15 protein-coding genes are annotated in these 16381 nt (G+C 71.4%); 10 read left to right on the top strand and 5 right to left on the bottom strand.

Annotated elements, in window-relative coordinates; all coding sequences use genetic code 11:
- Positions 1-18: 18 nt before the first annotated feature.
- Entirely contained in the window at positions 19-999 is a 981-nt protein-coding gene (locus ACIBN2_RS40195; RefSeq protein ID WP_399142259.1) for a DEDDh family exonuclease, read from the bottom strand.
- 182 nt (positions 1000-1181) lie between these two features.
- Between ACIBN2_RS40195 and ACIBN2_RS40190 the strand changes: the two genes are divergently transcribed.
- The 7 genes from ACIBN2_RS40190 to ACIBN2_RS40160 all read left to right on the top strand — a co-directional run bounded on the left by ACIBN2_RS40190 (position 1182) and on the right by ACIBN2_RS40160 (position 8319).
- Complete coding sequence (locus ACIBN2_RS40190) at positions 1182-1979, top strand: acetoacetate decarboxylase family protein (RefSeq protein ID WP_399142257.1); 798 nt, start codon at positions 1182-1184, stop codon at positions 1977-1979.
- Entirely contained in the window at positions 1979-2863 is an 885-nt protein-coding gene (locus ACIBN2_RS40185; protein ID WP_399142255.1) for an SDR family NAD(P)-dependent oxidoreductase, read from the top strand. The genes ACIBN2_RS40190 and ACIBN2_RS40185 overlap by 1 nt, the downstream gene beginning before the upstream one ends.
- A gap of 12 nt (positions 2864-2875) precedes the next feature.
- Complete coding sequence (locus ACIBN2_RS40180) at positions 2876-4168, top strand: amidohydrolase family protein (RefSeq protein ID WP_399142253.1); 1293 nt, start codon at positions 2876-2878, stop codon at positions 4166-4168.
- Complete coding sequence (locus ACIBN2_RS40175; protein WP_399142251.1) at positions 4165-5391, top strand: amidohydrolase family protein; 1227 nt, start codon at positions 4165-4167, stop codon at positions 5389-5391. Before ACIBN2_RS40180 ends, ACIBN2_RS40175 begins: the two co-directional genes overlap by 4 nt.
- Positions 5392-5416: 25 nt before the next feature.
- Entirely contained in the window at positions 5417-6127 is a 711-nt protein-coding gene (locus ACIBN2_RS40170) for a VIT family protein (RefSeq protein WP_399142249.1), read from the top strand.
- A gap of 92 nt (positions 6128-6219) precedes the next feature.
- Positions 6220-7110 (top strand): sterol desaturase family protein, encoded by an 891-nt coding sequence (locus ACIBN2_RS40165; protein ID WP_399142247.1) that lies wholly within the window; start codon positions 6220-6222, stop codon positions 7108-7110.
- 165 nt (positions 7111-7275) lie between these two features.
- Positions 7276-8319, top strand: a complete 1044-nt coding sequence (locus ACIBN2_RS40160) for a zinc-dependent alcohol dehydrogenase family protein (RefSeq protein WP_399142245.1) — start codon at positions 7276-7278, stop codon at positions 8317-8319.
- A gap of 3 nt (positions 8320-8322) precedes the next feature.
- Here the strand turns inward: ACIBN2_RS40160 and ACIBN2_RS40155 are convergent, their stop codons facing one another.
- The 3 genes from ACIBN2_RS40155 to ACIBN2_RS40145 form a co-directional block, all read right to left on the bottom strand.
- Positions 8323-9333 carry a CopD family protein gene (locus ACIBN2_RS40155; protein WP_399142243.1) on the bottom strand — a complete coding sequence of 337 codons (1011 nt, stop codon included), beginning with the start codon at positions 9331-9333 and terminating at the stop codon, positions 8323-8325.
- A gap of 187 nt (positions 9334-9520) precedes the next feature.
- Positions 9521-10894 carry a CoA transferase gene (locus ACIBN2_RS40150; protein WP_399142241.1) on the bottom strand — a complete coding sequence of 458 codons (1374 nt, stop codon included), beginning with the start codon at positions 10892-10894 and terminating at the stop codon, positions 9521-9523.
- A 125-nt stretch (positions 10895-11019) separates the two neighbouring features.
- A complete protein-coding gene (locus tag ACIBN2_RS40145) occupies positions 11020-12546 on the bottom strand; it encodes a S8 family peptidase (RefSeq protein ID WP_399142239.1) in 1527 nt (508 codons plus the stop codon).
- A 275-nt stretch (positions 12547-12821) separates the two neighbouring features.
- Here ACIBN2_RS40145 and ACIBN2_RS40140 point away from each other — a divergent pair, with 275 nt between their 5' ends.
- The 3 genes from ACIBN2_RS40140 (at position 12822) to moaA (ending at position 15955) form a co-directional block, all read left to right on the top strand.
- Positions 12822-13178: a DUF485 domain-containing protein gene (locus ACIBN2_RS40140; protein ID WP_399142237.1), complete on the top strand. Its 357-nt coding sequence runs from the start codon at positions 12822-12824 to the stop codon at positions 13176-13178.
- Positions 13175-14800 (top strand): cation acetate symporter, encoded by a 1626-nt coding sequence (locus ACIBN2_RS40135; protein ID WP_399142235.1) that lies wholly within the window; start codon positions 13175-13177, stop codon positions 14798-14800. Before ACIBN2_RS40140 ends, ACIBN2_RS40135 begins: the two co-directional genes overlap by 4 nt.
- A 165-nt stretch (positions 14801-14965) precedes the next feature.
- Positions 14966-15955 carry a GTP 3',8-cyclase MoaA gene (gene moaA, locus ACIBN2_RS40130; RefSeq protein WP_399142233.1) on the top strand — a complete coding sequence of 330 codons (990 nt, stop codon included), beginning with the start codon at positions 14966-14968 and terminating at the stop codon, positions 15953-15955.
- Here the strand turns inward: moaA and ACIBN2_RS40125 are convergent.
- On the bottom strand, positions 15952-16170 hold the full coding sequence (locus ACIBN2_RS40125) for a hypothetical protein (RefSeq protein ID WP_399142231.1): 219 nt from the start codon (positions 16168-16170) through the stop codon (positions 15952-15954). The two genes, moaA and ACIBN2_RS40125, sit on opposite strands and share 4 nt — an antisense overlap.
- Between the last annotated feature and the right edge of the window lie 211 nt (positions 16171-16381).

Genomic DNA, 16381 nt, shown 5'->3' with positions numbered 1-16381 from the left:
ATCACCCGTCCGCACGGCTCACCCGTCCGAGGGCTCCACGTCCCTCAGCAACTGGCCGAACGCCGCCTCGTCCACCACCGGCGTCCCGAACTGCCGGGCCTTGACCACCTTCGAGGTGCCCGAGTCCGGATCGTTCGTCACGAGCAGACTGGTCAGCCGGGACAGGCTCGTCGCGACGTGCAGCCCCGCCTCGGTCGCGCGGTCCTCCAGCAGGTCCCGCTCGACGGAGGTGTCGCCGGAGAAGGCGATCCGCATGCCCTGCTTGAGCGGCTTGCCGTCCTCGTAGCGCCCCGGGTTGGGGTAGGGGCACGCGGGCCTCTTGCGAGCGGGGCGCCAACTGGTCGGACGGTAGCCGCCGTAGCCGCCGGACTGGCGCGGCACGGGCCGGTCGGTCCACTCCGTCAGCGGCCGGCACTCCAGCAGCGGCAGCCGTACGTCCCCCTCCGCCGCGGCCCGCAGGCTCGGCCGGAACGCCTCGGCCAGCACGCGTGCGTCGTCCAGCGCGTGGTGCGCGCGCTGCTGCACCACGCCGAAGTGGGCGGCCAGCGACTCCAGCTTGTGGTTGGGCAGTGGCAGGCCCAGCTCCTTGGACAGGGCGATGGTGCACAGCCGCTGCCGCACCGGCGCCTCGAGCTTCGCGCGCGCGTACTCGCGCGCGATCATCTGCCAGTCGAAGACCGCGTTGTGCGCGACGAGCACCCGGTCCTGCAGCCGGGACGCGAACTCCTCGGCGATGTCCTGGAAGAGGGGCGCGCCCTCGAGCATCTTGCTCGTCAGACCGTGGATCCACACCGGGCCCGGGTCCCGCTCGGGGTTGACCATCGTGTACCACTGGTCCTCGACCTCGCCGCGCGCGTCCAGGCGGTAGACGGCCGCGGAGATGATCCGGTCGTCCCGGGCCAGCCCGGTGGTCTCCACGTCAACGACCGCGTATCCCAGCGGATACGCGGCCGGCCACGCTGTGGGGGAGGACGCTGCGGTCGTACGGTCTTCGAGCATGGTCCCTGAGGATACGGGCCGCCACTGACAGTCCTGACCGTCAGGTGGCCTTCCACGCCGGTCCGTTCGAGTGCCGCGAATGGCGCGAATGTCTGTGCCCATGGCTATGGACCTTTTCGGTCCCCGGTGCGACCGTGCTGCCCGCCCGGCGTGTGACCCTCGACGGAAGGGCGGTACGGCGTATGGCACGCGTACGGTACGGCGCACGGACCGAGGCGGAGATCGCCGCCGCGCGCACCGCGAGCGCGCGGCTTCCCGACATCTGGTCCACCGGGGTCGTGGCCCTGTGGGAGACCGACCCGGACGCACTCGCCGCGGTCCTGCCACCACCCCTGAAACCCACCGGCAGGCCACTGGTCCGGGTGAACATCAGCAAGGTCGAACTGACCGGATACCCCCTCGGGGCGGGCTCGTTCGCGGTCGCCGCCAGTCACGCCGGCGTCGACGGCTGGTATCCGCTCGTCATGCCGATGACCCACGAGCGGGCCCTCACCGGCGGCCGCGAGGTCTTCGGGGAGCCGAAGAAGCTGGGCGAGGTGGCGGTCGAGCGGGACGGGCTCGTCGTGCACGCCTGGATGGCCCGGCACGGCATCTCGTTCGTCGAGGTGCGCGGCGCGGTGGACGGCGAACTGCCACCGCCCCCGCCGAGCCGGAAGACCGACTTCTACTTCAAGTTCCTTCCTGCGGTGGACGGTTCGGGCTTCGACGCCGGCCCGGTGCTGGTGCACTGCCTGCGCCACGAGAAGGTGCGCAGGCTGGAGCGCGTCACCGGGGACGTCGTTCTCCGCGAGTCCATGTACGACCCGGTGGCCGACCTCCCGGTACTGAAGCTCGTCGACATCACCATCGGCGAGAAGACCAGCGACCAGCGCGGCAAGGTCGTCGAACGGGTCGCCGCCGAGGCCCTGTTGCCGTACGTCCACCAGCGTTACGACGATCCGCGGCAGGTCCACGACGCTCCGCCCGAGGGGAGTTCCTGATGGAGGTGCGCGCCGGACAGGTCGCCGTCGTCACCGGTGCCGCGAGCGGGATCGGGCTCGCGATGGCCCGGCGGTTCGCGGCCGGGGGACTGAAGGTCGTCCTCGCGGACGTCGAGCAGGACGCGCTGGACAAGGCCGCCTCCGGCCTGCGCGCCGAGGGCGCCGACGTGTACGCGCGCGTGGTGGACGTGGGGGAGCGCCAACAGGTCCTGGACCTCGCCGAGTCGGCGTACGAGACCTACGGCGCCGTCCATGTGCTGTGCAACAACGCCGGGGTCGGCTCGGGCGCCGAGGGCCGGATGTGGGAGCACGAGCCGAACGACTGGAAGTGGGCGTTCTCCGTCAACGTGTGGGGTGTCTTCCACGGTGTCCAGGCGTTCGTTCCACGGATGATCAAGTCGGGTCAACCCGGTCATGTCGTCAACACGTCCTCCGGCGACGGCGGCATCGCCCCGCTGCCCACCGCCTCCGTCTACGCCGTCACCAAGGCGGCCGTCGTGACGATGACCGAGTCCCTCTACGCCCATCTCAGGGCCGAGCAAGCGCGCGTGGGCGCGTCGGTGCTCTTCCCCGGACCGCACATGCTGCGCACAGGCCTGTGGGAGTCGCACCGCAACCGGCCCGCGCGGTACGCGAAGGAGCGGCCGCGCAGGACGCCGTACCGCAGCCTCGACCAGTGGGAGAGCGCGATGCGCGACGCGGGCAAGGAGGTGCGCTTCACGCCCGTGGAGGAGGTCGCGGACCTCGTCGTCGACGGCATCCGCGCCGACCGCTTCTGGCTGCTGCCGCCGAGCGAGCACAGCGACGCCCAGATCCGCGCCCGGGCCCGCTCGATGCTCGACCGCACCAACCCGTCGTACCTCGAGAGCTTCATCCTGGACTGACAGGGGGATCGCGTGACCGGCCAGGACCCGCAGGACCCGTACCTGATCATCTCCTCCGACTGCCACGCCGGGCTGCCCACCGAGGAGTACCGGCCCTATCTGGACACACGCTTCCACCGGGACTTCGACGACTTCCTCGCCGGACGCGACCGCCGCCGCGAGGAGATGACCCGGCTCGGCATCCGCAACGAGGCGTTCGCGGCCAAGTGGTTCCAGGACAACGAGGAAGGGCTGCGCGGGGGTTGGGACGCCGCGCAGCGGCTCAAGGAGCTCGACGGCGACGGGGTCGCGGCCGAGGTGGTCTTCCCCGACGCGGACGCGGTGGACAGCCGGACGGCCGCGCCGTTCGGCGTGGGCCTCGGCCTCTCCGGCGACCAGGACCCGGAGCTGGGCATGGCCGGCGCGCAGGCGCACAACCGCTGGCTGGCGGACTTCGTCTCGGAGCACCCCGAACGGCACTGCGGGGTCGCCCTGCTGCCGATCACGGCCGACACGGACCGCGTGGTCGCCGAGGTGCACCGCGCCAGGGAGTCCGGCCTCCGCGCCCTGATGATCCCGTCCATGTGGGTCGACAAGGAGCCCTACCACGACCGCCGCTACGACCCGGTGTGGGCGGCGGCCGCCGAGTGCGCGATGCCGGTGGTGACGCACTCGGGTGCCGCTCCGCGCCACGAGTACGGCGACCACCTCGGCATCTACGTCTCCGAGGTCACCTGGTGGCCCGCCCGCCCGCTCTGGTTCCTGCTGTGGTCCGGTGTCTTCGAGCGGCATCCGGGCCTGAAGTTCGGGGTGGCGGAGTCGGGTTGCTGGTGGCTGCCGAACCTCCTGTGGTTCATGGACCGCCTCTACCTGGGCGCGCACGGCGGCAAGAAGCTCTCCCCGTTCCAGGAGCTGAAGCGCCCGCCGCACGAGTACCTGGACCGCCAGGTCTTCGTCTGCGCGACCAACACCAAGCGCCGTGAACTGGCCCAGCGTTACGAGATCGGCGTCGACAACATCCTCTGGGGCAGCGACTTCCCGCACCCCGAGGGCACCTGGCCCGACACGCGCGCGTGGCTGCGCCGCACCTTCCACGACATCCCGGTGACCGAGACCCGCCGCATGCTGGGCCTCGCGGCCGCGGAGGTCTTCGGCTTCGACGCGGAGCGGCTGACCCCGCTGGCCCGCCGCATCGGCCCCACCCCGGCCGACCTCGGCCAGCCGGACGACCAGGCGGCCGTGGCGGCGTCCTGGGCGCGCTCGCGCGAGGTGGGCCGGCACTGGCTGACCGACCACGACTTCCCGACCCTGGGGGTGACGCAGTGAGCGAGCGGTACACGGTCGTCTCGGCCGACTGCCACGCCGGAGCCGACCTGCTGGACTACAAGCCGTACCTGGAGAAGCGGTACCACGACGACTTCGACGTCTGGGCGGCGACGTACGTCAATCCGTACGAGGACCTGCTCGCCGACACGGCCGACAAGAACTGGAACTCCGCACGCCGCGTGGCGGAGCTGGAGCAGGACGGCATCGTCGCGGAGGTCGTGTTCCCGAACACGATCCCGCCGTTCTTCCCCTCCGGCTCCCTGATGGCGCCCGCCCCGACCGCCGGGGAGGCCGAGCGGCGCTGGGCCGGCCTGCGCGCGCACAACCGCTGGCTCGCGGACTTCTGCGCGGCGGCGCCGGGCCGGCGGGCGGGCGTCTTCCAGATCCTCCTGAACGACGTGGACGCGGCGGTGGAAGAGATCCGCCGGGCCGCCGGATCCGGCCTCAAGGGCGGCCTGATGCTGCCCGGCACACCTCCGGGCTCGGGCCTGCCCGAGCTCTACTCGCAGGTGTACGACCCCATTTGGGCGGTCTGCGAGGAGCTGGGCGTCCCCGTGAACCACCACGCGGGCTCGGCGTCACCGCCGCTGGGCGACGAACCGGCCGCCCGCGCCGTCTTCATGGTCGAGACGACCTGGTTCTCCCACCGCGCCCTGTGGCACCTGGTGTTCGGCGGCGCGTTCCGCCGCCACCCCGGGCTGAAGCTGGTGCTGACCGAGCAGGGTTCGGGCTGGATCCCCGGGGTGCTCGACATGCTGGACTACTACCACGGCCGCCTGGTCGAGGCCGCGACGAAGGCGAGCACCGCCGAGTCCAAGTTCGGCGCGGGCCTGGCCGGCCGCATGGGCAGGCCGCCCTCCGAGGTGTGGCACGAGAACTGCTTCGTCGGCGCCAGCTTCATGCGCCCCCACGAGGTGCCCCTGCGGGACCGCATCGGCATCGACAAGATCATGTGGGGCAGCGACTACCCGCACGACGAAGGGACCTACCCGTACTCCAGGGAGGGCCTGCGCATCGCCTACGCGGGCGTGCCGCGGGACGAGGTCGCGGCCATGATCGGCGGGAACGCGGCTCGCGTCTACGGCTTCGACCTGGACCTGCTGGACCCGATCGCGGCGAAGGTGGGACCCACGGTGGAGGAACTCGCGCGGCCGCTCGCCGAACCCCCGGCGGGCGCGACGAGCCCGGCGTTCGCGCGGGGAGCGTCGGTACGGGTCTGGTGACGCCCGGGATGGGATCCTCCGGTGTGTGACCGAACCTACGCACGACGAAGCGCACGAAGGCGCCATGGGCGAGCGCCTGAACTGGCTGCGGGCGGCCGTTCTCGGCGCGAACGACGGCATCGTCTCCACGGCGGGTCTCGTCGTGGGCGTGGCCGGTGCGACCGACAGCCGCTCCGCGCTGCTCACCGCCGGGCTCGCCGGTCTGCTGGCCGGTTCGATGTCTATGGCCGCGGGCGAGTACGTGTCCGTCTCCACCCAGCGGGACTCGGAGATGGCCGCACTCGCCCTGGAGCGGCGGGAGTTGCGCGAGGAGCCGGAGGCCGAACTGGAGGAACTGACCGGCCTGCTCGAGCAGCGGGGGATGTCGCGCGAGGTGGCCAGGGAGGCGGCCGAGCAGCTGACGGAACGCGACGCGCTCAGGGCGCACGCGCGCGTGGAGCTCGGCATCGACCCCGACGCGCTGACCAACCCCTGGCACGCGGCGTGGGCGAGCTTCCTGTCGTTCACCGTGGGGGCGCTGCTGCCACTGCTGGCGATCGTGCTGCCGCCGCCGGACTGGCGGCTCGGGGTCACGGTGGTGTCGGTGCTGGCGGCCCTCGCCCTCACGGGCTGGAGCAGTGCACGCCTGGGCGCGGCGAAGCCACGGCCGGCGGTCCTGCGGAACATGGTCGGCGGGGCCCTCGCCATGGGGGTCACCTACGCGGCGGGGGCGTTGCTGGGCGCGGCGGGGGTCTAGCGGACCGCTGTACGCGCGGGCCCACGACGTTCTGCGGTACTTGTGGGTAACAACGTCTAGCCGTGGCCGACCAGTGGTTCTACGGTGCCTGCATGCCGAACCTGCCTGACGCCGTGCTGTGGTCGATACCCGCCTTCGTGCTGCTCACCGTGGTCGAGATGATCAGCGTGCGCATCCATCCCGACGAGGACGCCGCGGGATACGAGTCGAAGGACGCCGCGACCAGCATCGGCATGGGGCTCGGCAGCCTCTTCTTCGACTTCCTCTGGAAGATCCCGATCGTCGCCGTCTATACGGCGATCTACGAACTGACCCCGCTGCGCGTGCCGGTGCTGTGGTGGACGGTCGCCCTGATGCTGCTCGCCCAGGACTTCTTCTACTACTGGCAGCACCGCGGCCACCACGTCATCCGCATCCTGTGGGCCTGTCACGTCGTCCACCACTCCAGCCGGAAGTTCAACCTCTCCACCGCGCCGCGCCAGCCCTGGACGTCCCTCACGTCCTGGCCGTTCTACGTCCCTCTCGTCGCCGCCGGTGTGCACCCGGCCGCGCTCGCGTTCTGCTCCTCGGTGAACCTCGTCTACCAGTTCTGGATCCACACGGAGCGGATCGACAAGATGCCCCGCTGGTTCGAGCTCGCCCTCAACACGCCGTCCCACCACCGCGTACACCACGCCTCCCAGGGCGGCTATCTGGATCGCAACTTCGGCGGCATCCTCATCGTCTGGGACCGGATGTTCGGCTCGTTCGTGGCCGAGGGCGAGCGGCCCGTCTACGGGTTGACCAAGAACATCAACACGTTCAACCCGATCAAGGTGGCCATCCATGAGTACGTCTCCATCGTCAACGATGTACGGGCGGCCGGGAGTTGGCGCGAGCGGGCCGGGCGGGTGTTCCGCGGACCGGGCTGGCGGCCGGCCCCGGTGACGCAGCCGGCCGCGGTCGTGGAGCCGGCCGCCGCGGAGGGAACCGCGGCCGCGTGACGAACCGGCCCGCTGCCTGCGGGGACGAGGGTCACACCCGCCGCGGCACGGCTCCCGCCGGTCCGGGCGCCCTCGCCGCGCGGCCCGCACGGGTGGCGGCGTACGGTGAAGTGCGCTCGCCACCCCTGAGCGCGCCCACGACACAGCACGAGAAGGACCCTCGCCATGCGCGCCACCACCATCCACGCCCCGTACGACATGCGCGTGGAGGACGTCCCCGAGCCCGTGGCGCAGCTGCCCACCGACGCCGTGGTGCGGGTGCTGCGCGCCTGCATCTGCGGCAGTGACCTGTGGGCGTACCGCGGCGAGGCGGCCCGGCAGCCCGGGCAGCGGATCGGGCACGAGTTCCTCGGCGTCGTCGAGGAGACCGGCTCCGAGGTGAGCACGGTGCGCCGCGGCGACCTGGTCGTGGCGCCCTTCATGTGGTCCGACGGCGTCTGCGACTACTGCCGCGAGGGCCTGACCACCTCCTGCGAGCACGGCGGCTTCTGGGGGGCCGTGGGGCACGACGGCGGCCAGGGCGAGGCCGTGCGCGTGCCGTTCGCCGACGGCACCCTCGTGCAGCTCCCCAAGGAGGCCGCGTCCGACGACCACCTGCTGTCCTCCCTGCTGACCCTCTCCGACGTCCTCGGCACCGGACACCACGCCGCTCTCGGCGCGGGCGTGCGCCCGGGCGCCACGGTCGCCGTCGTCGGTGACGGAGCCGTCGGCCTGTGCGCGGTGCTCGCCGCCAGGCGGCTCGGCGCGGAGCGGATCATCGCCCTCGGCCGCCACCAGGTCCGTACGGACATCGCGCGCCGCTTCGGCGCCACCGACGTCGTCGCCGAGCGCGGGGACGCGGCCGTCGAGGCCGTGCGCGAACTCACCCGGGGACAGGGCGCGCACGCCGTCGTCGAGGCCGTCGGCACCGAGCAGTCCATGCGCACGGCGGTCGACATCACCCGCGACGGCGGCGCGATCGGCTTCGTCGGCGTGCCGCACGGCAGCGGCACCGGTCTCGATCTGAGCGTCATGTTCGACCGGAACATCGCGCTGCGCGGCGGCGTCGCACCGGTCCGCGCCTACATCCCGGAGCTGTTGCCGGACGTCCTGGACGGCACCGTCGACGCCTCGCCGGTCTTCGACATGACCGTCGGTCTGGAGGGCGTCCCCGACGGCTACAAGGCGATGGACGAGCGCACCGCGCTCAAGGTGCTGGTGACCAACTGACGCTCACCATCTGATCGGCAGCGGCAGCGCCGTCAGCAGCCCCGACACCGCGACCACCGCTCCCAGCACGGCGACCTCCGCACGCGCGGGGGAGCAGGCGGTCAGCGGATCGGCGGCACGGGTCAGACGGACGCGTGCCCACAGGGCGAGCAGGGCGACGCCGGCCATGAGGATCACCTTGGCGAGCAGGACGCGCCCGTACGCCGTCGCCGTCAGCTGATCGAGGACGGTGTGCGGCGGCATCCTGCGCAGCGAACTCCACACCCCCGTCGCGGTGATGGCGGCGAGCAGTACGGCGGCCACGCGCGCGTAGAGCCCCAGCAGCGCGGGGCCCGCCTCCGAGGGGCCCCAGCGGCGCAGTGTCCGCAGCACGTGCAGCAGACCGCCCGTCCACAGGGCGGCGCACGTCAGGTGGATGAGCGTCAGCCCCGAACCGAGGAGCGGGTTGTGCTCGGGGGCGGGGTGCGCGCGCAGGGCCTCAGCCACGATCACCGCGGCCAGAGGCCACACCTGGGCCGCCGGGCGGCGCGAGCGGGCGCACAGGCCGGCCACGAGGAAGGCGTTGATCTCGACCAGGGCGAGCTTGCCGTCCCGCGAGTCGTACAGGCCGCCGACGTCGACCTGGGCGAGGCTGTGCGGCACCAGGTTGCCCGTGGACACGACCGAGGCCAGCCCCAGCGCGGCGAGGAGGCCGGCGGCGGCCGCGTACGGGGCCCAACTGCGGGGCGGCGCGGCGCCGGGGGCGCCGGGCAGCGCACGGGCCAGGCGGTTCACGAACAGCTCGCCCGCCGGGACGCACAGCGCGGCGAACAGCACCGCCCGCAGCAGGGCGATGCCCCCGACACCGGGTGCGGCGGCCTCGCCGGTGCCGTGCAGCGCGGCCGACGGGGCGAGCAGGGGTATCAGCGCCGCCAGCGCCACCAGGACGAGGACGGCGACGGCCCGGACGGTTCCGGGACGCCGTATCGGCCCGCTCGCGTCGGCCGCCCCGGCCGTGGGTCTGGTCGACGTCACCTCGAGATCTTCACCGGTCGTCGCAGAACCGGGCAAGTGAAGTAAAACAACTGGCGTACGGCATTCCGCCCATGGGTACGTCTCCGGTCGCCCTGGCACCCAGCGGCTCAGCCTTGACGCCTCGACAACTCCGACGCCTCAGCAGCTCCGACGCCGCAGCAGCTCCAGTGGCTCAGCGGTCTCGGGCTCAGAGCCACCGCGCGGGATCCGTCCCCCAGGGAACCGGTGGCCGCGCCCAGTCGGCGGGCCCGCCCGCGAAGGAGACCGGTGGCAGCGCGTACCGCAGCCGCCCCAGCGCGCTGTCCCGCGCGGCGAGCCAGGGACCGGGCCCGTCGTAGTACACGACGTCCCCCGCGTCCGTCTCGGTGGCGTCGATGCCGTTGACGAGCCACTCGGCCGTCCGCGCCAGCGCCAGTCGCAGGAGCCGGCTGCCGCCGTCGTACGACTGCTCGGTGACCGCTCGCAGTACGGCAGCCGCCAGCAGGTATCCCGTGCCGTGGTCCAGTGCCTGCGCGGGCAGCGCACCCGGCCCCTCCACCGAGCCCTCGACGACGGCGATCCCCGAGGCCACCTGCACCAGGCTGTCGAAGCCCCGCCGGTCGCCCCACGGCCCGTACGCACCCCAGGCCGACACCTGGGCCACGACCAGCCCGGGCCGGCGCTCGGCCAGCGCCTGCGGCGACAACCCGAAGCGGTCCAGGGTGCCGGGCCGATAGCCGGTGACGACCACGTCCGCCGTCTCCAGCAGTTCCTCGAAGGTGCGCCGGTCGACCGTGAGGTCGAGGGTCGCCGACCGCTTCCCGAAGCCCGTGTCGGCGTGCTGGTCGGGCAGTTCGGGCAGCTGCGGCGGGTCCACGCGCAGTACGTCCGCGCCCAGCAGGGCGAGCGTGCGGGTGGCGACCGGACCCGCCAGGACCCGCGTCAGGTCCAGGACACGCAGCCCCGCGGCGGGCAGCAGGGGAGTGCCGTCGTGGATCGGCAGTACGCGCGCGTGCGCGGAATCCAGCCGCTCCCGCTCCACCAGGGGCCGCGCGGCCACCGCGACCGCCTGCTCGTGCGGGGCCCACTCCTTCGGCGTCCGCGATGCCACGGCCAGCCCGCCGGCCGCGTACACGGACTCCTCGACCTCGAGCGAGGACCGCTCCGCCAGTGCCGCCCCGACGGCGGCCACGTCCTCGGACACGCCCAGCACGTTCAGCAGACGGGCGCGGTGATGCGGGTAGTTGGCATGCGTCCGCACCCACCCGTCCGCAGTTCGCCACAGCCGCGACAACGGCGCGAAGGTGTCCGGCGCCCGCCCGTCCACCAGCAGATTCCGCTCACTGCCGAAGGCCGCGGCAACGGCCCCGTCGTCCACCAGCACCCCGGGCACCTCCGCGCGCCCGCCCCTCAGCGCCCCGAGCTCGGCGGCGGCCAGCGCACAGGCTCCGACGCAGGCCCTCGCCAACTCCCGTACGGGCAGCCGTGCTTCGAGCGCTCCCGGACGCGCGACGGTGGAGACCCGCGAGACCAGGGCGGGATCGCCGCCCAGCTCCGTCCATGCCGTCTTGATTTCTGTCATGACAGCACTATGCATTATTGATTCAATCAACATATTGGGCTGGCGAGGCTCACCGACGTGACGGGGCCGGACGGATGCACTCCGTCCGGCCCCTCACATCACGCGCGCAGCCTGTGCTGCACCTTTCACTTCACCGCGCGCAACGCGTTCACGATGCCGAACCCGTAGAAGCCGTTGACGCGCTTGCCGCCCACGCAGGTCGCGTCGACGACGCCGTCGCCGTTGCCGTCGTACGGGGCGGTCGGGCAGCCCGGGTTGTCGGCCTGCGCCTTGAGGAGCGACTGGAGTTGCGCCGGGGTGGCGTGCGGGTGCGTCGACTTCAGCAGCGCCGCGACGGCCGCGACGTGCGGCGAGGCCATCGAGGTGCCCTGGAGGAAGCCGTACTGGTCGTTCGGCAGCGTGGACAGGATGCGGCCGTTCTTCGACGGCGTGTCCGGGATCTGGTACTTGTCGCCGCCCGGCCCCGCGACGTCGATGACCCCGTCGCCGTAGCTGGAGTAGTACGACTTGGCGCTCGTGACGCCCGTCGCGCTGACCGTGACGACACCGGGGAGCTGGGTCGGCACGTCGAAGCACTCGTGCGGGTCGACCGTCCGCGTCACCGGGGTCCCGTCATCGGGGCTGGAGGCGTCGGTCAGGGCGTGCGAGTCGAGGTCGTCGTTGGAGTTGCCCGCCGAGGCGACGTTGAGCGTGCCCTTGTGCTGGGCGTACAGCTGGGCCCTGTTGACCGCATCGACGATGGCACGTTGATCGGGGTCGTCCATGCAGTTGTACAGCCACGGGTCAACGTAGTAGCTGTTGTTGGTCACTTCGATGCTGTGATCGGCGGCGAACACGAAGGCGCACACGACGCTCTCCGGGTAGAACAGCGAGTTCGCGTCCGGCTGCGCCACCGTGATGCTCGCGACCTTCACGCCGGGGGCGACGCCCGCGACCCCGATGTCGTTGCGGGCCGCGGCGATCTCGCCCGCCACATGCGTGCCGTGGTAGTGGTCGGCGTCCACCGGACGCCAGGCGCCGTACGTCGTGTCGGCCTTGCCGCTCACACAGTTCGCGGACTGTGAGGCGGAGAAGTTGGGAGCGATGTCAGGGTGGGTGTCGTCCACGCCGGTGTCGATGACGCCGACGGTCACCTTGCTGCTGCCCGGGTTGATCCGGGACGCCTTGTCGGCGCCGATCGCCCTGAGGTCCCACTGGTCGGCCTCGAGCGGCTCCTGGCCGGTCGCCGAGCTCTTCGCGACCTGCGCGGCCTCGGCCTTGGAGAGGTACGTGACCGCTCCCTCGTCCGTCGTGCCCGCCGCGGTCACCGGCGAGGTGCGGGAGGCTCCCGCCGACTGCACGCCGCGCACCTTGCGTATCTTCGCGGCGAAATCGGGGTTCGCGGAATGCGCGACGATGACGCCGATCTTCTCGTACGCGACGACGACGCTGCCGCCGTTGGCGGCGATCGCCTTCTCCACCGACGCGATGGTGTGACGGTCCGTCCTCGTGTTGACGAGGTACGCGTAGGTTCCCGCGTCGGCCGCCTGTGCCGTGGACTCCGCGCGCGGGGCGGCCTGCGCCGCCGCCGGCAGGAAGCCGAGCGAGGCCGTCAGGGACAGCGCGACCGGCACCGCGAGGGCGAGCCGGCGTCTGGAACGCAGATGAGCCATGGGGTCTCCACATCATCCGGAAACGGAACCGCCCGAGACACGGTGGCGCTCGGGCAGGTACATGACGGGCGGTGCAGGCCAGAAACTAACCCCCGAAGAGGCTGGTCAGCAATGAGTTGCCCAAGACGAGTTCGGAAACTGGTCAAGCGAGTTGAACCCGCCATCGCGTGGCGCCGTGACCTTGAGCAGGGAGCACGAGGACACTCGCCCCCGATCCCGTCACAGCCGCATCCGCATCCGCATCCGCATCCGCATCCGCAACGCGAGGAGACTCCGTGGCCACCGAGACACCGCCCCCCTCGAAGACCCAAGCCCGGCTACCTTCCACCGAGGAGTTCGTCGCGGAGCAGGAGAGCGCGGAGTTCGGTGAACTGCGCCGCTCCCACCGCTCCTTCGCCTTCCCGCTGACCGTCGCCTTCATCGCCTGGTACCTGCTCTACGTCCTGCTGTCGAACTACGCGGGCGACTTCATGGGCACCAAGGTGTTCGGCAACATCAACGTCGCCCTGGTGCTCGGCCTCGCCCAGTTCCTCACCACGTTCCTCATCGCCTGGTGGTACTCGCGGCACGCCGCCGCGAAGCTCGACCCCAAGGCCGAGGCCATCAAGTCCCGTATGGAAGGCGGCGCATGAGCCCCGTTCAGAGCACCCTGCTGGCGGCCGGAGAAGCGAGCGAGCACCGGCCGCTGATCATCACCCTGTTCTCGGTGTTCGTCGTCGCGACCCTCGTCATCACCGTCTGGGCCGGCCGCCAGACCAAGGACGCGGCCGACTTCTACGCCGGCGGACGGCAGTTCACCGCCTTCCAGAACGGCCTCGCGGTCTCCGGCGACTACATGTCCGCCGCGTCCTTCCTCGGCATCGCGGGTGCCATCGCCCTCTTCGGCTACGACGGCTTCCTGTACTCCATCGGCTTCCTGGTCGCCTGGCTGGTGGCCCTGCTCCTGGTCGCCGAGCCACTGCGCAACTCGGGCCGCTACACGATGGGCGACGTCCTCGCCTACCGCATGCGCCAGCGCCCCGTCCGTACCGCGGCCGGCACGTCCACCATCGTCGTCTCGATCTTCTACCTGCTCGCGCAGATGGCCGGCGCCGGCGTCCTCGTCTCGCTGCTGCTCGGCATCACCAGCGACGGCGGCAAGATCGGCATCGTCGCGCTCGTCGGCGTCCTGATGATCGTGTACGTCACCATCGGCGGCATGAAGGGCACCACCTGGGTCCAGATGGTCAAGGCCGTGCTGCTCATCGCGGGCGCCCTGCTGCTGACCTTCCTGGTTCTGCTGAAGTTCCACTTCAACGTCTCCGACCTGCTCGGCTCGGCCGCGGACAACAGCGCCAAGGGTTCGGCCTTCCTGGAGCCCGGCCTGAAGTACGGCGCCACCGGCACCACCAAACTGGACTTCATCTCCCTCGGCATCGCCCTGGTCCTGGGCACGGCGGGCCTGCCGCACATCCTGATCCGCTTCTACACCGTGCCCTCCGCCAAGGCCGCCCGTAAGTCCGTGAACTGGGCGATCGGCCTCATCGGCGCCTTCTACCTGATGACGCTCGCGCTGGGCTTCGGCGCCGCGGCGCTCATCAAGCCGGACGAGATCATCGCCTCGAACAAGGCGGGCAACACGGCCGCGCCACTGCTGGCGCTGCATCTGGGCGGCGTCGACTCCAACTGGGGCGCCATCCTGCTCGCCTCCATCTCCGCGGTCGCCTTCGCCACGATCCTCGCGGTCGTCGCCGGCCTGACCCTGGCCTCCTCCTCGTCGTTCGCCCACGACATCTACGCGAACGTCATCAAGAAGGGCGAGGCGAGCGAGAAGGAGGAGCTGCGCGCGGCCCGCTGGGCGACGGTCGGCATCGGCGCGGTCTCCATCGTGCTCGGCGCCATGGCCCGCGACCTCAACGTGGCCGGCCTGGTCGCCCTCGCGTTCGCGGTCGCCGCCTCCGCCAACCTGCCGACCATCCTCTACAGCCTGTTCTGGAAGCGGTTCACCACCTCCGGAGCGCTGTGGTCGATCTACGGCGGCCTGATCACGGCGGTCGGCCTGGTGCTGTTCTCACCGGTGGTCTCCGGCAAGGAGACGTCGATGTTCCCCGACGCCGACTTCCACTGGTTCCCGCTGGAGAACCCCGGCATCATCTCCATCCCGGTCGGCTTCCTGCTGGGCGTCCTCGGTACCTACCTGTCCAAGGAGGAGCCGGACGCCGGCAAGTACGCGGAGCTGGAGGTGCGGTCCCTGACCGGCACCGGCGCCCACTGACAAACGGCTGAGAACGCCCCCTGAGCGGCCGCGTCGTAGATCTCTACGACGCGGCCGTGCCGCACCTCGTCGGATCGGGCCGATGTCGTTGTCAGTCGTGTCACGTAGGCTCGCACGTGACGGGAAAGACTGCTGGAGACCGATCCGCTACGAGGGAGGGGCCACGTGCTTATCGACACGTACGGCCGAGTGGCCACCGACCTGAGGGTCTCGCTGACCGACCGGTGCAATCTCAGGTGCACGTACTGCATGCCCGAAGAGGGCCTGCAGTGGCTGGCCAAGCCCGACCTGCTCACGGACGACGAGATCGTCCGCCTCATCGACATCGCCGTCACCTCGCTGGGCATCAAGGAGGTCCGCTTCACCGGCGGCGAGCCCCTGCTCCGCCCGGGCCTGGTCGGCATCGTCGAGCGGGTCGCCGCGCTGGAAAGCCGCCCCCGGATGTCCCTGACGACCAACGGCATCGGTCTCAGGCGCACGGCGGCCGCCCTGAAGGCGGCGGGCCTGGACCGGGTGAACGTCTCCCTGGACACCCTGCGCCCGGACGTCTTCAAGACCCTCACCCGCCGGGACCGGCACAAGGACGTCCTCGAGGGACTCGAGGCGGCCCGCGCCGCGGAGCTGACTCCCGTGAAGGTCAACAGCGTCCTGATGCCCGGACTGAACGAGGACGAGGCTCCGGACCTGCTTGCCTGGGCCGTGGAGAACGACTACGAACTGCGCTTCATCGAGCAGATGCCCCTGGACGCCCAGCACGGCTGGAAGCGCGAGGGCATGGTCACCGCGGGCGACATCCTCGCCGCCCTGCGCACCCGCTTCGAGCTGACCCCGGAGGGCTCCCAGGAGCGCGGCTCGGCCCCCGCCGAGCGCTGGATCGTGGACGGCGGCCCGCACCGCGTCGGCGTCATCGCCTCCGTCACCCGCCCGTTCTGCGCGGCCTGCGACCGCACCCGCCTCACCGCGGACGGCCAGATACGCACCTGCCTGTTCGCGACGGAGGAGACGGACCTGCGCGCCGCGCTGCGCTCCGACGCCCCCGACGAGGAGATCGCCCGCATCTGGCGACTGGCCATGTGGGGCAAGAAGGCCGGTTCGGGCCTGGACGACCCCTCGTTCCTCCAGCCGGACCGCCCCATGTCGGCCATCGGCGGCTAGGCCCCCTCGGAGGACTCCCACTCCGTCAGCAGGACGACGTCCTTCAGGAAGCCGCGCACCCCGAGAAACTGCGACAGATGCTCCCGGTGCTCCTCACAGGCCAGCCACGTCTTGCGCCGCTCCGGCGTATGGATCTTGGGGTTGTTCCACGCCAGCACCCAGACGGCATCGGTACGGCAGCCCTTGGCGGAGCAGATGGGGGTTTCGTCACTCACGGATTTCGTCTCACAAGTACGGCAAACAAGGCGACGCCGAGCAGCCACGGGGGGAGCTGCCCGGCGTCGGTCCGTCGCTCCGACGGGGGATGCGGAGCGCTTAGGAAGTATGTCACGGGTCACCCGTCGCCCGGCACCGGAACAACATGATTGATCTGAGCATTTCTTGAGCTTTCCGCGGGCCCCTGACCGTCTGCGCGCCGGCCGCCAC

Origin of the sequence: Streptomyces sp. NPDC050534, assembly GCF_044457745.1 — a bacterium.
Taxonomy (GTDB): Bacteria; Actinomycetota; Actinomycetes; order Streptomycetales; family Streptomycetaceae; genus Streptomyces.
This window is presented reverse-complemented; position numbering and strand designations above follow the sequence as displayed.

What these genes read in the sequence shown, in the direction of transcription:
- ACIBN2_RS40195 (WP_399142259.1), bottom strand. Translation starts at nt 999, where the DNA reads ATGCTCGAAGACCGTACGACCGCAGCGTCCTCCCCCACAGCGTGGCCG.
- ACIBN2_RS40190 (WP_399142257.1), top strand. Translation starts at nt 1,182, where the DNA reads ATGGCACGCGTACGGTACGGCGCACGGACCGAGGCGGAGATCGCCGCC.
- ACIBN2_RS40185 (WP_399142255.1), top strand. Translation starts at nt 1,979, where the DNA reads ATGGAGGTGCGCGCCGGACAGGTCGCCGTCGTCACCGGTGCCGCGAGC.
- ACIBN2_RS40165 (WP_399142247.1), top strand. Translation starts at nt 6,220, where the DNA reads ATGCCGAACCTGCCTGACGCCGTGCTGTGGTCGATACCCGCCTTCGTG.
- ACIBN2_RS40160 (WP_399142245.1), top strand. Translation starts at nt 7,276, where the DNA reads ATGCGCGCCACCACCATCCACGCCCCGTACGACATGCGCGTGGAGGAC.
- ACIBN2_RS40150 (WP_399142241.1), bottom strand. Translation starts at nt 10,894, where the DNA reads ATGACAGAAATCAAGACGGCATGGACGGAGCTGGGCGGCGATCCCGCC.
- ACIBN2_RS40145 (WP_399142239.1), bottom strand. Translation starts at nt 12,546, where the DNA reads ATGGCTCATCTGCGTTCCAGACGCCGGCTCGCCCTCGCGGTGCCGGTC.
- ACIBN2_RS40135 (WP_399142235.1), top strand. Translation starts at nt 13,175, where the DNA reads ATGAGCCCCGTTCAGAGCACCCTGCTGGCGGCCGGAGAAGCGAGCGAG.